General features: G+C 38.8%; 14 protein-coding genes. 9 read left to right on the plus strand and 5 right to left on the minus strand.

The genetic code is table 11. The features are described 5' to 3' along the window. Nucleotides 1-108: 108 nt before the first annotated feature. On the plus strand, nt 109-1,011 hold the full coding sequence (locus FHY47_RS15780) for a cation diffusion facilitator family transporter (RefSeq protein WP_066108132.1): 903 nt from the start codon (nt 109-111) through the stop codon (nt 1,009-1,011). Nucleotides 1,012-1,143: 132 nt separating this feature from the next. Here FHY47_RS15780 and FHY47_RS15785 read toward each other — a convergent pair whose 3' ends face one another. Beyond that, nucleotides 1,144-1,734: a methyltransferase domain-containing protein gene (locus FHY47_RS15785; RefSeq protein WP_066108136.1), complete on the minus strand. Its 591-nt coding sequence runs from the start codon at nt 1,732-1,734 to the stop codon at nt 1,144-1,146. A 408-nt stretch (nt 1,735-2,142) separates the two neighbouring features. Here FHY47_RS15785 and qoxA point away from each other — a divergent pair, with 408 nt between their 5' ends. The 7 genes from qoxA to FHY47_RS15820 all read left to right on the plus strand — a co-directional run bounded on the left by qoxA (nt 2,143) and on the right by FHY47_RS15820 (nt 8,799). Next, on the plus strand, nt 2,143-3,075 hold the full coding sequence (gene qoxA, locus FHY47_RS15790) for a cytochrome aa3 quinol oxidase subunit II (protein ID WP_140462169.1): 933 nt from the start codon (nt 2,143-2,145) through the stop codon (nt 3,073-3,075). 33 nt (nt 3,076-3,108) lie between these two features. Further along, nucleotides 3,109-5,055, plus strand: coding sequence for a cytochrome aa3 quinol oxidase subunit I (gene qoxB / locus FHY47_RS15795; RefSeq protein WP_148631085.1), 1,947 nt, complete (start codon nt 3,109-3,111; stop codon nt 5,053-5,055). Then, nucleotides 5,052-5,648 carry a cytochrome aa3 quinol oxidase subunit III gene (qoxC, locus tag FHY47_RS15800; RefSeq protein WP_148631087.1) on the plus strand — a complete coding sequence of 199 codons (597 nt, stop codon included), beginning with the start codon at nt 5,052-5,054 and terminating at the stop codon, nt 5,646-5,648. The genes qoxB and qoxC overlap by 4 nt, the downstream gene beginning before the upstream one ends. Nucleotide 5,649: 1 nt before the next feature. After that, nucleotides 5,650-5,931, plus strand: coding sequence for a cytochrome aa3 quinol oxidase subunit IV (gene qoxD / locus FHY47_RS15805; protein ID WP_066108151.1), 282 nt, complete (start codon nt 5,650-5,652; stop codon nt 5,929-5,931). A 249-nt stretch (nt 5,932-6,180) separates the two neighbouring features. Beyond that, complete coding sequence (locus tag FHY47_RS15810; RefSeq protein WP_066108154.1) at nt 6,181-6,489, plus strand: hypothetical protein; 309 nt, start codon at nt 6,181-6,183, stop codon at nt 6,487-6,489. 242 nt (nt 6,490-6,731) lie between these two features. Then, nucleotides 6,732-7,289, plus strand: coding sequence for a TetR/AcrR family transcriptional regulator (locus FHY47_RS15815; protein WP_148631123.1), 558 nt, complete (start codon nt 6,732-6,734; stop codon nt 7,287-7,289). A 76-nt stretch (nt 7,290-7,365) separates the two neighbouring features. Further along, a complete protein-coding gene (locus FHY47_RS15820; RefSeq protein WP_257469177.1) occupies nt 7,366-8,799 on the plus strand; it encodes a DHA2 family efflux MFS transporter permease subunit in 1,434 nt (477 codons plus the stop codon). 58 nt (nt 8,800-8,857) lie between these two features. On the opposite strand, the gene FHY47_RS15825 is transcribed toward FHY47_RS15820, so the two are convergent. Continuing rightward, the gene (locus tag FHY47_RS15825) at nt 8,858-9,730 is read right to left on the minus strand and encodes a TRM11 family SAM-dependent methyltransferase (protein ID WP_395940476.1); all 873 of its coding nucleotides are present in this window, start codon (nt 9,728-9,730) and stop codon (nt 8,858-8,860) included. 195 nt (nt 9,731-9,925) lie between these two features. On the opposite strand from FHY47_RS15825, the gene FHY47_RS15830 reads away from it, so the two are divergent. Continuing rightward, nucleotides 9,926-10,201 carry a CC/Se motif family (seleno)protein gene (locus tag FHY47_RS15830; protein WP_140462166.1) on the plus strand — a complete coding sequence of 92 codons (276 nt, stop codon included), beginning with the start codon at nt 9,926-9,928 and terminating at the stop codon, nt 10,199-10,201. 66 nt (nt 10,202-10,267) lie between these two features. On the opposite strand, the gene FHY47_RS15835 is transcribed toward FHY47_RS15830, so the two are convergent. The 3 genes from FHY47_RS15835 to FHY47_RS15845 form a co-directional block, all read right to left on the minus strand. Further along, nucleotides 10,268-12,085, minus strand: a complete 1,818-nt coding sequence (locus FHY47_RS15835) for a carbon starvation CstA family protein (RefSeq protein WP_139892710.1) — start codon at nt 12,083-12,085, stop codon at nt 10,268-10,270. A 138-nt stretch (nt 12,086-12,223) separates the two neighbouring features. After that, the gene (locus FHY47_RS15840; protein ID WP_139892711.1) at nt 12,224-12,958 is read right to left on the minus strand and encodes a LytR/AlgR family response regulator transcription factor; all 735 of its coding nucleotides are present in this window, start codon (nt 12,956-12,958) and stop codon (nt 12,224-12,226) included. Continuing rightward, complete coding sequence (locus tag FHY47_RS15845) at nt 12,933-14,717, minus strand: sensor histidine kinase (protein WP_139892712.1); 1,785 nt, start codon at nt 14,715-14,717, stop codon at nt 12,933-12,935. The genes FHY47_RS15840 and FHY47_RS15845 overlap by 26 nt, the downstream gene beginning before the upstream one ends. Between the last annotated feature and the right edge of the window lie 2 nt (nt 14,718-14,719).

Below are 14,719 nucleotides of genomic sequence, written 5' to 3' on the forward strand. Positions count from 1 at the left end.
AAAACAAAAGTATTCCAAATGATTAATTAATTGGAATGCTCTTTTTTATGGATTTATTCTATACTAATAAGTAATGGTGAATTCAATAAAAAACTTGAGGTGACCTTTTTGGAGAAACAAAAATACAGGGACCTTAAATTAGGTGAACGCGGAGCAATCCTAAGCATTGCTGCATACGTATTTCTTTCCATATTAAAGCTGATTGTTGGATATATAAGTGAGTCTGAAGCATTACGTGCAGATGGGCTGAACAATATAACTGACATCATTGCCTCAGTAGCTGTATTAATTGGTTTAAAAGTTTCCCAGCGGCCTCCCGATAGCGATCATGCATATGGGCACTGGAAAAGTGAGTCGATTGCCTCTCTCCTATCTTCTTTTATCATGATGACAGTAGGTATCCAAGTTCTAACGGATGGATTCCAATCCATTTTAAGCAGGGAAAAAAATATACCTGATATAACGGCAGCATACACGGCGATTTTTTCCGCCCTCGTCATGTACTTCGTCTATCGCTATAATATAAAGCTAGCAAAAAGAATCAACAGCCATTCCGTTAAAGCTGCTGCCAAAGACAATATTTCTGATGCGTATGTCAGTATTGGAGCAGCAATTGGCATATTCGGCTCCCAGCTAAATATGCCTTTCCTCGATACAATTACTGCCATACTCGTAGGGTTATTGATTTGCAAAACAGCCTGGGATATTTTTAGAGAAGCATCCCATTACTTATCAGATGGCTTTGATGAGTCTAAGATTAAAATCTATCAAAATTCCATTGACCAAATAGAAGGGGTTAAAGGAATTAAAAAAATTATGGGACGAAATTACGGAAATAATGAAGTCATTGATATCATTATTTTGGTAGACAACACGTTAAATATTAAAGAAGCCCATGATATTGCTACTCTTGTAGAAAAGGATTTAATGAAGGATCATGGAGTCTATCGTGTCCATGTTCATGTGGAACCATATGAAGAAAAAACAGAAAAAAGGCCAAGCCCAAATTAATGATAGGTATCCGGCTGTTTGCCCTAAAGAGCTACAAATTGGTTGTTTATATTACTGAATCTACCACTACTCCATAAACCTTCTGATATTTTATACGAAAAAAGGCATTCCAATGGGAACGCCTTTTTCAATTTAATAAGCTAGCCGGTAGATCAGTATTCTCTCAAACGGATTCGTTTCATTTAGAACAATCTCTTTGTGTAGTTCAAACACAGATTGATTTTCAAGAAAATATATATAATCCTCAGATGGATAATATAATATTAGGTGTACCTCGCGATATGTTTCTTCAACGGACAACAGAATGTTCGTTAGAACCTGGCGGAATATTTGTATCGTAAAAGGATTAAAGAAATAAAACCTATTATAAGTTGGTTGAATTTGAAACTCCTCTGCCAGACAACAGTGAAATTGAATTCGGTCTTTCCCCTTGTAATTATAGTTCTTGAGATTTTCCTCAGCTTCATTAATAAATTGTTCATTCATTTCTACCCCACTTACAAATGCCCCTGTTTTGTAATGAAGAAAAAAATTTAGTCTCCCCTTTCCGCATCCAAAATCGACCATATGATCATCACTATTAAGGTCATACTCATCCAATAACTTTTCTAAAACCCAATACGGAGTCGGCTCATATCGGTGATAATGCATAGAATTATAAAATCCAGTTTGATTACCGACTGTTTTTATATGTAATAAATCATCATAATCTTTTTCTTTCATTGTATAACTCCGTTTCACTTATCTAGATTATTCATAAGTTTAAGCCTTTTTGATACTGATCGAAAGCCTTTTTCTATATAATAGGCGTTTTCAGATTTCACATCCTAGTATTCACATAAAAATGCTACTTTAAAGCGACAATTTTACAATAAATTCTAAGAATATAATTAATTGTTAATTTGTTCACAACTTTGTCAAAATTGAAGATTTCCATGTCTTCTTTTAGTTTCATATATTTGTAATTTTGAAATTCAGTTATTATATTGAAAATCAGGGGCTATGGAAAAAGGAAGAATTATACCTAAATAGCAGCAATCAAGGGAAATTATAACTATTAAGGTGTGCAGATTTACATGAATTTCCCTTACATAGCTTAAATTTACTTATTACATTAGGAAGGGGAAAAATATGAATAAAAAATGGGCACTTTTGAGTTCCATGATGGCGTCTATTCTTATGTTAGCGGGATGTGACTGGGTTGTATTCGACACAAATGGTCCTGTTGCAAAAACACAATCCAATGCCATTCTTTTCTCAATGGCTTTAATGGCAGCTGTTGTGCTTGTAGTATATGTACTTTTTATCGTTATTTTATATAAATACCGAGCATCCAAAGCTCCAAAAGATTACGAGCCGCCACATATGGAAGGCAGCAAGGCGCTTGAAATAACATGGACAGTCATACCAATTATTATTGTAGCCATATTAGCTGTAGTCACAGTTAAAACTACATTTGAAGTAGAAGGAAAGCCAAAAGGCTATGAAGATCAAAAACCATTGGTTATCTACGCAGCTTCTTCAAACTGGAAATGGCATTTCAGTTATCCAGAGCAAGGTATTGAAACGGTTAACTATGTAAACATTCCAACTAATAGAGTAGTAGAATTCCGTCTATATTCATACGGACCAATTACAAGCTTCTGGATTCCACAGCTCGGTGGCCAGAAATACGCCATGAGTGACATGGTAACAAAATTAAATTTTGTAGCTGAAACACCTGCTTCCATGATGGGGAGAAATGCAAACTTCAGTGGTGAAGGTTACGCCCATATGGATTTTGAAGCACTGTCTATGACTCCAGATGATTTCGAAGAATGGGTTAGTGAAGTAAAAGCAAATGAAGGCAAGTTAACAGAAGAAAAATTTGAAAAGCTGCTTGATACAGCACACGTCGGCAGACAATCATATTCTTCTACTCACTTGGATTTCAGCCCTCCACCTGAAGGACATCATCATGGTTCTGAGCCATCTCCATCAAACGAGAGCGATGATGCAGACAACACGTTTGATGAAGATACAGAAAAAGGTAATACAGAGCACGAAGATCATTCAAATCATTAAAATTAAAGCTTTCATAAGAAAGGAGTTACAACCTTGGATTGGGATAAATTTATAGTACATGGTGGCCCGTTAATCTATGGCGCAATGGTAAGTATTGTCGCCGTTTCGCTGGCTATTGTTATCGGCCTGACTTATTTTAAGAAATGGCGCTGGCTTAAAGATGAATGGCTTACCACTGTTGATCATAAACGTATTGGGGTTATGTACATTCTCTGTGCTTTAGTTATGTTATTCCGCGGCGGTGTTGATGGTTTATTAATGCGTGGCCAGTTGGCTAGGCCTGAAAACGGACTGCTTGATGCACAGCATTATAACGAAATCTTTACAACGCATGGCGTGGTTATGATTTTATTTATGGCAATGCCATTTATCATTGGTTTAATGAATATTGTAGTGCCTCTTCAAATTGGGGCGCGTGACGTTGCTTTCCCTTATTTAAATGCAATCAGCTTCTGGTTATTTTTTGCCGGAGCAATGTTATTTAATATCTCGTTCGTTATTGGTGGATCACCGGATGCCGGATGGTCAGCCTACTTCCCGCTTGCAGGTATAGAATTCAGCCCTACTGTGGGGAATAACTACTACAGTATTGCGATTCAGATTGCCGGTATTGGGACGCTGCTAACGGGTGTTAATTTTATCGTTACAATTTTAAAAATGAGAGCACCTGGTATGACTCTATGGAAAATGCCAATGTTCACATGGTCTATTTTAATCACTAGCATCATTATCGTTTTTGCTTTCCCTGTTTTAACAGTAGCTCTTGCCTTAATGATGTTTGACCGTTTGTTTGGTACACAATTTTTCACTATGCAAGATGGCGGAATGGATATGCTTTGGGCTAACCTGTTCTGGGTATGGGGCCATCCTGAAGTATATATCGTTATTCTTCCTGCCTTTGGTATATTCAGTGAGGTTATTTCAACATTCGCGAGAAAAAATCTGTATGGATACAAATCAATGGTGTTCAGTATGCTTGCCATCTCTGCCCTATCCTTTACTGTATGGGTTCACCATTTCTATACGATGGGTCAAGGTGCCATGGCAAACAGCTTCTTCTCGATTACTACGATGTTAATCGCTGTACCTACAGGAGTTAAGATATTTAACTGGCTCCTTACGATGTATAAAGGAAAAATTGAAATTACCACGCCAATGCTGTATGCCCTGGCATTCATACCAATCTTCACCTTTGGTGGAGTCACAGGGGTTATGCTAGCGATGGCAAGTGCGGATTATCAATATCATAATACAATGTTCTTGGTAGCCCATTTCCACTATGTTTTAATACCGGGTACAGTGTTTGGGGTACTTGCGGGTATGTATTTCTGGTTCCCTAAAATCTTTGGATTTAAATTAGACGAGAAATTAGGAAAAATCGCATTCTGGATTATTTCTATTTCATTCAACGTTACATTCCTGCCTCTATTCGCATTGGGACTTAAAGGGATGAACCGAAGAATGTATACGTACTCTGAAGAAACTGGGTATGGACCTTTGAATCTTATCGCATCATTAGGTGCTGTAGGCTTAGCAATTGGATTCATTGTTCTCGTTTATAGCTTCTACTGGAGCTTCCGTTATGCTCCAAGACTAAAAGGAGACTCAGATCCGTGGGGTGGCCGTACATTGGAATGGGCTACAAAAACACCTGTTCCAGCCTATAACTTTGCCATTACTCCCGAAGTGGATTCTGTAGATTCCTGGTGGGATCACAAAAAAGGTACACATAATCTGTTCACACGAAAAATCGAAGAAATTCACATGCCTAGCAGTGACTTTAAACCGTTTCTAATGGCAGTGGCATTCTTCTTCTGGGGATTCTTTATGGTATTTAGTATGTGGATTCCAGCTATTATCGCTGCGATTCCAATTATCTATCTAATGTTTGTACGTTCATTCAATGATGATCATGGGTTCCATATATCTGTGAAAGAAATTGAGGAAGAAGAAAGAAAATTGCGAGGTGAGACAGAATGAAATTAGATGCCTCTCAACCATTGGAATATAGTACTGAACAAAATCAGCTTAAGATACTGGGCTTCTGGATTTTCCTTGGAGCAGAGATTGTATTATTCGCTACACTGTTTACTGTCTACTTTGTACTGGAAAATCGTACAGGTGATGGGCCTGCCGGGAGCGATATCTTCGCTCTTGGCGGAGTTTTAGCTGAAACCTTTATTCTTTTGGCAAGTAGTTTTACGATTGGGATCGCGATTCACGCTATGCGGATGGGCATGAAAAAAGCAATGATGGTTATGTTCTCGATTACACTTGTCCTTGGATTAGCCTTCCTAGGCATTGAAATTTATGAGTTCTTCCATTATGTACACGAAGGAGCTTCCATCCAAACAAGCGGCTTCACTTCTGCATTACTTACATTGCTTGGAACACACGGAGCCCACGTAACCGGAGGAATCCTATGGGGAATCGCAATTCTGATACAAGTGAGCAGACGCGGAATTAATCACCTTACTGCCAATAAAGCATTTATTTTTTCACTGTACTGGCACTTCCTGGACGTTGTTTGGATTTTCATCTTCAGCTTCGTCTACCTGAAAGGACTGATGTAAAATGGCTAAGTTATTCCCTAAAGAGCATATCATAGGATTTTTATCATCCATCGCTCTAACAGTGGCAGCATTATTAGTTCTTTTCCTGGAGATATCATTTGGATTTAAAATGGCTATTTTGCTTATCACAGCTGGCTTACAAGCAAGTTTGCAGATATTCCTGTTCATGCATATTAATGAATCCAAGGAAAGAAGAACACTCTATACCAATATCCTTTATGCATTATTTGTAGCCCTAGTTACCATCTTCGGTTCCATGTTCGTCTTGCTTTGGGATTGGTAAAAATCGATACAGCTATACGAAACGGACAGCGAGTTCTAGTCGCTGTCCGTTTTTCTTATTATGAGTTTGCCAAAGTAAGAGCTCCTATACCTACCATTCCCCTCATTCTGTTCGGCCCTTTATCCTATATGATAGATATTTCCCTATTACTCAAATTATCTGCATACCATACACATGCTTCTATAAACTACCATGTATTCATTTTAAAAATTCTTTTATGATGGAACTATATGAACCAGGAGTGATTGTATGAAAATATCTCTAATAAACAAGGATGGCATTATAAAAGAGGTCAAGCTTGGCTTCAGTTGGACTACTCTCTTTTTTGGAATATTCCCTGCTTTATTTCGCAAAGACTATAAATGGGCGATTATTATGCTTGGTATATCCATCACAATCAATCTTTTTCTATTTGGATTAGGCGCATTGCTAACAAGCGGCGTTTTCGCCTTTATCTATAATAAAATCTATATTAAAAACCTAATTACAAACGGCTATCGCCCTGTTTATGCTGCCGATCGAGAAATATTAATCAAGAAACAGCTATTAGCTGCTTAAAGTTATGATGGTCCCTTAGCCTTAAGGGACCATTTCTATTACAACCCCATCTACTCATCTCTTTTCATTGGAAGAACTAATTTATTACCTCAACCACCCTTTCTAATCTATCTACTCTCGAAAATATATACCTGCAACGAATGATTGACATAAAATACAGCCATCTTATAGAATAAAACAGTCACTCATTTATATAGACCAGTCATTATACTTGAAAAGAGGGATTTCATGTGAGTGCAAAAATGGACTCGCGTCAAAAAATTTTAGAGGCTGCTACTCGCCTTTTCAACATACAGGGATATCATGCAACAGGCTTAAATCAAATTCTGAAAGAAAGCGGTGCCCCTAAAGGGTCTTTATATTATCACTTCCCTGATGGTAAAGAACAACTGGCCGTAGAAGCAGTCAATAAAATGGCCGTTCAAATTGAAAATGATATTAAGCTGGCCATGAATCAGTATGATCATGCCTTAGAGGCATTCCAATATCATATTAAAAAAATCGCTCAACATTTCAATGAAAATGACCTTTTTGAAGGTTTACCAATTGGATTATTGGCAGCGGAAACTTCCTTAATGAGCGAACCTTTACGCAAAGCGTGCAAGGCAGCATTTGAAGGCTGGGAAACACTTTATTATAATAAAATGCTTCAAGATGGCTTTGAACCAGAAAAAGCGCACCGTTTAAGTCTATTGGTTAATTCAATGATAGAAGGAGCCATCACCCGGTCGCTAACCAATTTAAATGGACAGCCTTTACTAAACATCTCTAAATGTCTGCCCGATATAATAAAGAAATAAGCAAAGATGTATATCCTTAATCAGCATATTATATAGACTGGTCTAGTAATTATACATAATGAAAGGGGAATATTATTTGAGTAATAATCATGCTACAAACTTAGAAAATAAGCAGATTAAGCCACTTCCAATTGTGATTGCTATTATGATTGGTGCTTTTATCGGACTCTTTAGTGAAACTGCCTTAAATATGGCATTCACCAATATTATGGAGGACTTTCGCATTGAACCACATGTCGTTCAATGGTTAACAACCGGCTACTTACTAGTACTTGGTATTCTTGTGCCTGTAACAGCATTGCTTCTTCAATGGTTTACTACCAGACAACTATTCAGTGCCTCCCTCATTTTTTCTATTGCAGGAACATTAGTAGGAGCTTTGGCACCTAATTTTGAAATACTCCTTCTAGCCCGTGTCATCCAGGCTATAGGAACAGGTCTCTTACTTCCATTAATGACAAATGTTATTTTGGTTATTTTCCCACCTCATAGACGCGGAACAATTATGGGGATGATGGGGCTTGTCATTATGTTTGCACCTGCTGTTGGTCCAACCCTATCAGGATTAATCGTAGACAGTCTGGGTTGGCAATCAATTTTCTGGCTATGCTTACCTTTGCTAATTTTTACATTCGTATATGGTCTCATCTATATGCAAAATGTATCAACCATCACAAAACCCAAGATAGATATTCTTTCTATTATTCTTTCATCCATTGGTTTTGGAGGAATCGTCTTTGGTTTCAGCAGTGCCGGGGAGGGTGCTGGCTCATGGAGCGACCCAGCAGTTCTTTTACCGATCATTGTTGGGGTACTCAGCCTAATCCTATTCTCATTCCGCCAGTTTAAAATGGAACAGCCAATGCTGAATTTACGCGTATTTAAGTTCCCTATGTTCTCTATTGGACTTTTAATGGTATTCTTGGGTATGATGATCATCTTATCCTCATCAATCCTATTGCCTATGTACTTAAAGGGCGGAATGTTATTGTCAGCTTTTGCAGCCGGCCTTGTCTTATTGCCTGGCGGTATTGTGAATGGAATTATGTCACCAATTACGGGGAAATTATTTGATACCTTCGGGCCAAAATATTTGGTTATCCCAGGTTTTATATTAACAACCATATTTACTTACTTATTTACTAATATATCAACTGAAACTTCACAACTAACAGTTATCATCTTACACACATGTATGTTTATTGGGGTTGCCATGCTTATGATGCCTTCGCAAACAAATGGCTTAAACCAGTTGCCAAGACAGTATTACCCTGATGGAGCTGCGGTCATGAATACACTTCAACAAATTGCCGGAGCGATCGGTACGGCTATTGCTGTCAGCATCATGTCCGCTGGCCAGGCAAGCTATTTGGCTACGGCTGACCCCAATAATCCGCTTGCTGCCTCTGAAGCTTTGACAGCCGGTGTGCAAAACGCCTTTCTATTTGCGTTAATTGCCTCCATAATCGGACTGGTAGTCTCTTTCTTCATTAAGCGTGTAGATGTTTAAAAGTATATAGAATAAGAGGGTGGCAAAATCGGTGCCACCCTCTTTTTTATTTATTAATCTAATTACATAACAAAATCTCTCTTGTAAACCCAATCTTCTTCGCTTGACATCGATCCTGTATAGTTAAGCCAGCTTCCTTAATCATGTCATCAATTCGTTCCCCGGTAACAACAACAATTCTGTCTGCAATGCGATTGGCATGCGTTAAAATGGATAATTGTTCCTCCGGGCTCGCTGTATGGCATAAATTATAGGGTAAATCAATAATAGCTGCATCGTAATAGTCGGTAACTTCCTCAATTGCCCCTATTGCAATATCACAGCTATATCCAAAATGAGCTACATTTTCTCTGGCGCCAATAGCTGGCAATGGCTTGATATCACGTCCACATATCGTAATCCCCATCGACAAGGCTTCTACCAATACATTCCCAATTCCACAGCATGGGTCAATCGCTTTCACACCAACAGGGTTGGGAACCGCGATATTAGCAACTGCTCTTGCCATTCTAGTACTGAGAGCTGTCGAATACTCTCGTGGTTTCTTCTGATGATGCAACCAGATCGCTTCATTTTTTTCATAAATACCTACATACCATTTACCGCCGCAAGTAATGATGCCAAGAACGATATCCGGCTTCTCCAAATCAGCTTCACCCTGGATTTTTAATCCGATTTCCCGTTCAATCTTTCTTCGTTGACTAAAGCTAACTTTATCCTCTAGATCATTCGTTTTCACAAAGATTGTTTTGAATGTCTGATCCGGGAAGGAAAGTTTGTCTGCCTTGTGATAAAGGGCCTCCAAACTATCCCCTTCGGTCAGTACTTCTATTCTTTCCCTAATAAAGGGACTTCGGCTTGGATCGACTTTTCTTGTACTTTTAAAAACAAAATCATCAGGATTCATATCAAACAACGCCCTGAATTCCATTTTGCATAAAGGTTCTTCCTCTGAACTGCATGCATATGTGTATATAAAAATTGGCTCCACCAATCCCATTCTGTTGTATTCTCTTCAACAATCTATAAAAAGCTTATATCACTCTATTATAATGCATTTTTATAGGAAACTAAAATCCCATCCATTATAGTTAAGAATATACCTCACTTGAAGGAGGCACCAAAAATGATTATTGAAATGGACGAAGAATCAAAAAAGTGGATTTCATCAAAAGGAGATCAAGTAACCATTAAAACGTTGGATGTTAAAGCCTGCTGCGGACCCGGTGTTCAAGAACTTGTAGCATTGCCTGGTAAACCTAAAACTCTGAATCATTATTATCAAATTACATCCGATCAAGTATTATTTTATATTCATAAAAATGTACGAAAAAAGGAAAAACTGATTCTTACATTATCGGGCATTCCTTTCCTAAAATCCCTCTCCGTTAAGCTTCAATAATTCGCTTTTAAACATAAAAAAACAGGTAAAGAGACCATTTATTCGGACCCTTTACCTGCTAATTTTTCACATCGTTTTCATCAGTTCTTCCTCTGACTGTTTAACCAATTCTGCTTGTGGTATTTTGGATAGATTAATCCATTTCATGATGGAAGCCACCATAATCACTACACCTAACGCAAGCATGATAATGGATAGAACACCGTTCAATACATTATATCCACCTGCATCCGGATTCAAATAGACATTCTTAATCATCCAGAATCCACCTACATTAACCGTAACATATAGATACGCCAATGGGACTAAGCATGTCAGCATATACCAGCGTTTCTCTGCAATTTTCAAAACAACTGTAGCTCCGACAATCAATCCGATTGACGCCATCAACTGGTTGGATACTCCAAACAGTGCCCAGACGGAACTGATATCTCCAGAGAATAATAGATATCCCCAAATAAAGCAGGCTAATGCACTGGCAAAAATGTTAGCCCCAAGAGAATCTGTTCGTTTCAAAGGTTTAATAAAGTCTCCGAAGAAGTCCTGGATGAGATATCTGGCAACCCTGGTTCCTGAATCAATCGCTGTTAAAATAAATACCGCCTCAAACAGAATTACGAATTGATAGAAATAGGAAGCTAAGTGTTGGAAGAATGGTACACTGGTGAAGATTTCCGTCATACCAACAGCAAGTGTTACGGCTCCACCTGTTCTTCCTTCAAGGTCCATATCTACTGCTTCTTCCAATCTATCTAAATGGACTGTTTCCATTCCTAATGTTGAATAGACCTCAGGTGATGAGTTTATCGCAAAATAATCACCAGGCTGAAGAGCAACTGCAGCAATCAATGCCATAATAGCCACTAAACATTCTACTAACATCGCACCAAAGGCTATGCCTTTAATATCGCTCCAACGGCTGACCATTTTCGGAGTCGTACCTGAACCAACAAAAGCATGGAAACCTGAAATGGCACCACAGGCAATTGTGATTGAAATAAACGGCCATACTGGGCCGGCCACAATTGGTCCTCCACCGTTAATGAAATCTGGAATAATAGCAGGAAACTCAACTGAAGGGTTAACGATAAATACACCAATAATAAGTGCTGCGAAAACTCCTATTTTCATGAATGTACTTAAATAATCACGTGGTGCAAGCAATAACCAAACAGGAAGTGCAGCAGCGAAAAAGGCATAGACTGGTAAAATAATAGCAAGAGTGCTCTTTTCAAGCGTTAAGAAATCGCCTAACCATGTTCCCTGAATTTGTGGACCAAAGAAAATTGCTAGCATAATTAAGATAAATCCAACGGTCGTCGGGACTTTTAAATTCCCTGTCTTTTTATGATAGATTCCCACTAACATCGCAATCGGAATTGTAATCCCTACCGCAAATGTACCCCATGGGTTTCTTTCAAGTGCTCCAAGTACAACCAATGACAAACCTGCCATCGTAATTGTGATAATGAATAGCATGGCCAATCCAGTACAGAATCCCGCTACAGGCCCAAGTTCTTCTTTTGCTACCTCGGATAATGATTTACCATCGCGGCGCATAGAGGCAAAGAGCACAACTGTATCATGAACTGCTCCTCCAATTACTGCCCCAACCAATAGCCAAATCAGTCCGGGTAAATAACCAAACTGAGCTGCCAAAATCGGACCAACCAATGGGCCTGCAGCAGCAATGGCTGCAAAATGGTGTCCAAATACCACCCATTTATTTGTTGGCACATAGTCCTGACCATCCTCAAGCTTTTCAGCTGGTGTTGGTTTATCATTAGATAATTTCAACACCTTTGCCGCCATAAATGTCCCATACAAACGATAGGCTATTAAAAGGATACAAATCGAGCCGATAACAATTGTAATCGCATTCATTTTAGTGTTCCCCCTTTTTTTGCATACGTATTATACTATCATAGTATCAAATGAAAACACTTACACCTCATTTTCAAAATGAACCGCAAAATAAATGGGATGAATTACAACTTACAACTAATGAATAGCAAATCAATCCTATAATCCTAGTAATTGTTTCAGTTCCTTTACATAGGTTCGACTGACTGGAACCTCGGAACCATCCGACATACGTAAGTTATAGGTTGAATTAAACCATGGTAATATCTCCACGATATGATCGATATTCACAAGATAGCTCCGATGTACCCGAAAGAACTGTGTCCGGGGCAATTTTTTTTCCAATCCAATCAGTGCCTCACTTACTTTATAAAGATGATTAACAGCCCGGATTTTACACTTTCCTTCGTATGATTCTAGGAATACGATATCATTGCATGTAAGCAATATAATTTTTTCTTCTGTCATAACAGCTATTTTTCCCTTACATTGAAGATTACTGGTATCTACTTTTCCAGGCTCCTTTGTGTGTAAATGAAGCTTTTTAACTTTGTCCAGCATCTTATGAATACGTTCTTCACTGAAGGGTTTCAAAAGATAATCTACCGCATTTACGTCAAAAGCCTGAAGAGCATACTCGTCATAGGCAGTCGCAAAAACGATAGCTGGAACCGGGTTCAGTCCTTCTAGTTTAGCGGCTAAATGTAATCCGTTCTCTCCCGCTAATTCAATATCTAAGAAGACAATATCCGGCTTTAACAGTGGAATATCATGTAATGCATCTTCTATACAATCACTTTCACCCAAGACCTCCACTTCTCTGCTTCTTGCTAGTAAATATTTTAATTCGTCCCTGGCTAATGGTTCATCATCCACTACATAGGCTCGCAGCATCCTGCTCGTCACCTCCTTTACTTTCCAGCGGGATTAAGATATTAACAGTGGTGCCCTCACCCACTTTGCTATCAACCTTAAAATGGGCTTGGTTATTATAAATACCTTTTAAGCGTTCACTAATATTAAAAATGGCTGTACCGTTTCCACCGGCTGACGGTACAACCTGCTTGCTCAGACTTTTCAATCTTTCTTCCACAATCCCCTGTCCATTATCCGCAACAATCATTCTCATATAATTGCCATTTGAGCACACTTGTATATTAATTTTCCCAAACTGTTTTCTTTGTGGAAATGCATAATGAATCGCATTCTCTACCAAAGGCTGCAATAAAAATGGGGGAATCAATACATTTTCTAATCCATTCTCTATATCAAAATTAACTTCATATTTATGAGGAAAACGTGTTTGCTCTAAAGATAAATAGGCTTTTACATTTTCCAGCTCTTTTTCTAACGGGATCAGCAACTGTCTGGCTCCCTGTAAATTGCCTCGAAAAAATAAACTTAATTCCAATAGTAGTTTACGAGCTTTATCAGGATCAGTCCGGCATAAGGCAGATATCGTATTTAAACTATTAAATAAGAAGTGTGGATGAATCTGAGCCTGCAGGGCTTTAATCTCAGCATCCTTTAAAAGCCTCGCCTGCCGTTCCGCTTCTGCCAGCTCAAGCTGAGTTGAAAATAAATTAGCCAGCCCCTCTGCTAACTGCTGCTGAACTCTGTCTAATTTATCCGGCTTTGTATAATACAATTTTAAAGTTCCAGAGATTTCCCCCTTCACTTTTAAAGGGAGGACGATGGCAGCTACGAGCGGACAGTCCTTATGCCTGCACTCGATTTCCTCCTTCGATTTGGCTATTGAAACATATCCTGATTCAAGTACTTTTTTAGTCAGCCCAGTACTCGGCTTCACGCCAGGTTTATGATGATCGGAGGCTGCCCCCAAATGTGCAAGAACCAAATGTTCATCCGTGATAGAGACAGCATCTGCATCGGTTAAATTAAGCATAATTTTTGATATTTCTTTGCATGATTGGGTGTTTAAGCCCTGTCGAAAATGCGGAAGAGTCTGGTCCGCAATTAAAAATGCCTGATTGGTTTGATTCGCACGCGCTATCTCCCCATCACGTTTTATAGACTGAACGATCAGCATAAATAATAGTGTTCCGAATCCATTCATGGTGATCATTGGTAAACCGATAAACTGCACGAGGCTCCATGCATGCTCAAGAGGTTTGGCAGTCGCAAGGATAATCACCATTTGCAAAGCTTCGAGGGACATCCCAATTCCTGCAGCAAACAAAGGAGTTATCTGACCCCCGCTCCTTTTTCTTCTGTTGCCTATATACCCTGCCAATATTCCGGCCAGGATGGTAGAAAGGGCGCAGGAAAAGGCTGTAAACCCTCCCAATGTATAACGGTGTATACCGGCTATCAGACCAGCTCCTCCTCCAACAACGGGACCTCCCAATAATCCGCCTATCACAACACCCATCACTCTTGTATTAGCAATGGCACTATCTTCTCCAATAGCTGAAAGCCATCTATTCTCTTCAACCATAGAATGATAAACTTCTATTCCAGTATAATTACTAATAACCCCAAACATGCCGAATAATAGAAATAATTTCAACTGCTCATTTAGATTATGGTCTGGGTGAATGATTTGGCGAAAGGAATTCATTTTAGAAATTAAAAAGGCTACAATGACAATAATGCCTACCTTTTCAAGCATAATTGGGACTAAATCTAACATAG

The organism is Bacillus sp. E214, from assembly GCF_008087365.1.
Lineage (GTDB): Bacteria > Bacillota > Bacilli > Bacillales > Pradoshiaceae > Pradoshia.

What these genes read in the sequence shown, in the direction of transcription:
- FHY47_RS15845 (WP_139892712.1), bottom strand. Translation starts at nt 14,717, where the DNA reads ATGTTAGATTTAGTCCCAATTATGCTTGAAAAGGTAGGCATTATTGTC.
- FHY47_RS15835 (WP_139892710.1), bottom strand. Translation starts at nt 12,085, where the DNA reads ATGAATGCGATTACAATTGTTATCGGCTCGATTTGTATCCTTTTAATA.
- qoxC (WP_148631087.1), top strand. Translation starts at nt 5,052, where the DNA reads ATGAAATTAGATGCCTCTCAACCATTGGAATATAGTACTGAACAAAAT.
- FHY47_RS15825 (WP_395940476.1), bottom strand. Translation starts at nt 9,730, where the DNA reads ATGGAATTCAGGGCGTTGTTTGATATGAATCCTGATGATTTTGTTTTT.
- FHY47_RS15840 (WP_139892711.1), bottom strand. Translation starts at nt 12,958, where the DNA reads ATGCTGCGAGCCTATGTAGTGGATGATGAACCATTAGCCAGGGACGAA.
- FHY47_RS15785 (WP_066108136.1), bottom strand. Translation starts at nt 1,734, where the DNA reads ATGAAAGAAAAAGATTATGATGATTTATTACATATAAAAACAGTCGGT.
- FHY47_RS15810 (WP_066108154.1), top strand. Translation starts at nt 6,181, where the DNA reads ATGAAAATATCTCTAATAAACAAGGATGGCATTATAAAAGAGGTCAAG.
- FHY47_RS15815 (WP_148631123.1), top strand. Translation starts at nt 6,732, where the DNA reads ATGGACTCGCGTCAAAAAATTTTAGAGGCTGCTACTCGCCTTTTCAAC.
- FHY47_RS15830 (WP_140462166.1), top strand. Translation starts at nt 9,926, where the DNA reads ATGATTATTGAAATGGACGAAGAATCAAAAAAGTGGATTTCATCAAAA.
- qoxA (WP_140462169.1), top strand. Translation starts at nt 2,143, where the DNA reads ATGAATAAAAAATGGGCACTTTTGAGTTCCATGATGGCGTCTATTCTT.
- qoxD (WP_066108151.1), top strand. Translation starts at nt 5,650, where the DNA reads ATGGCTAAGTTATTCCCTAAAGAGCATATCATAGGATTTTTATCATCC.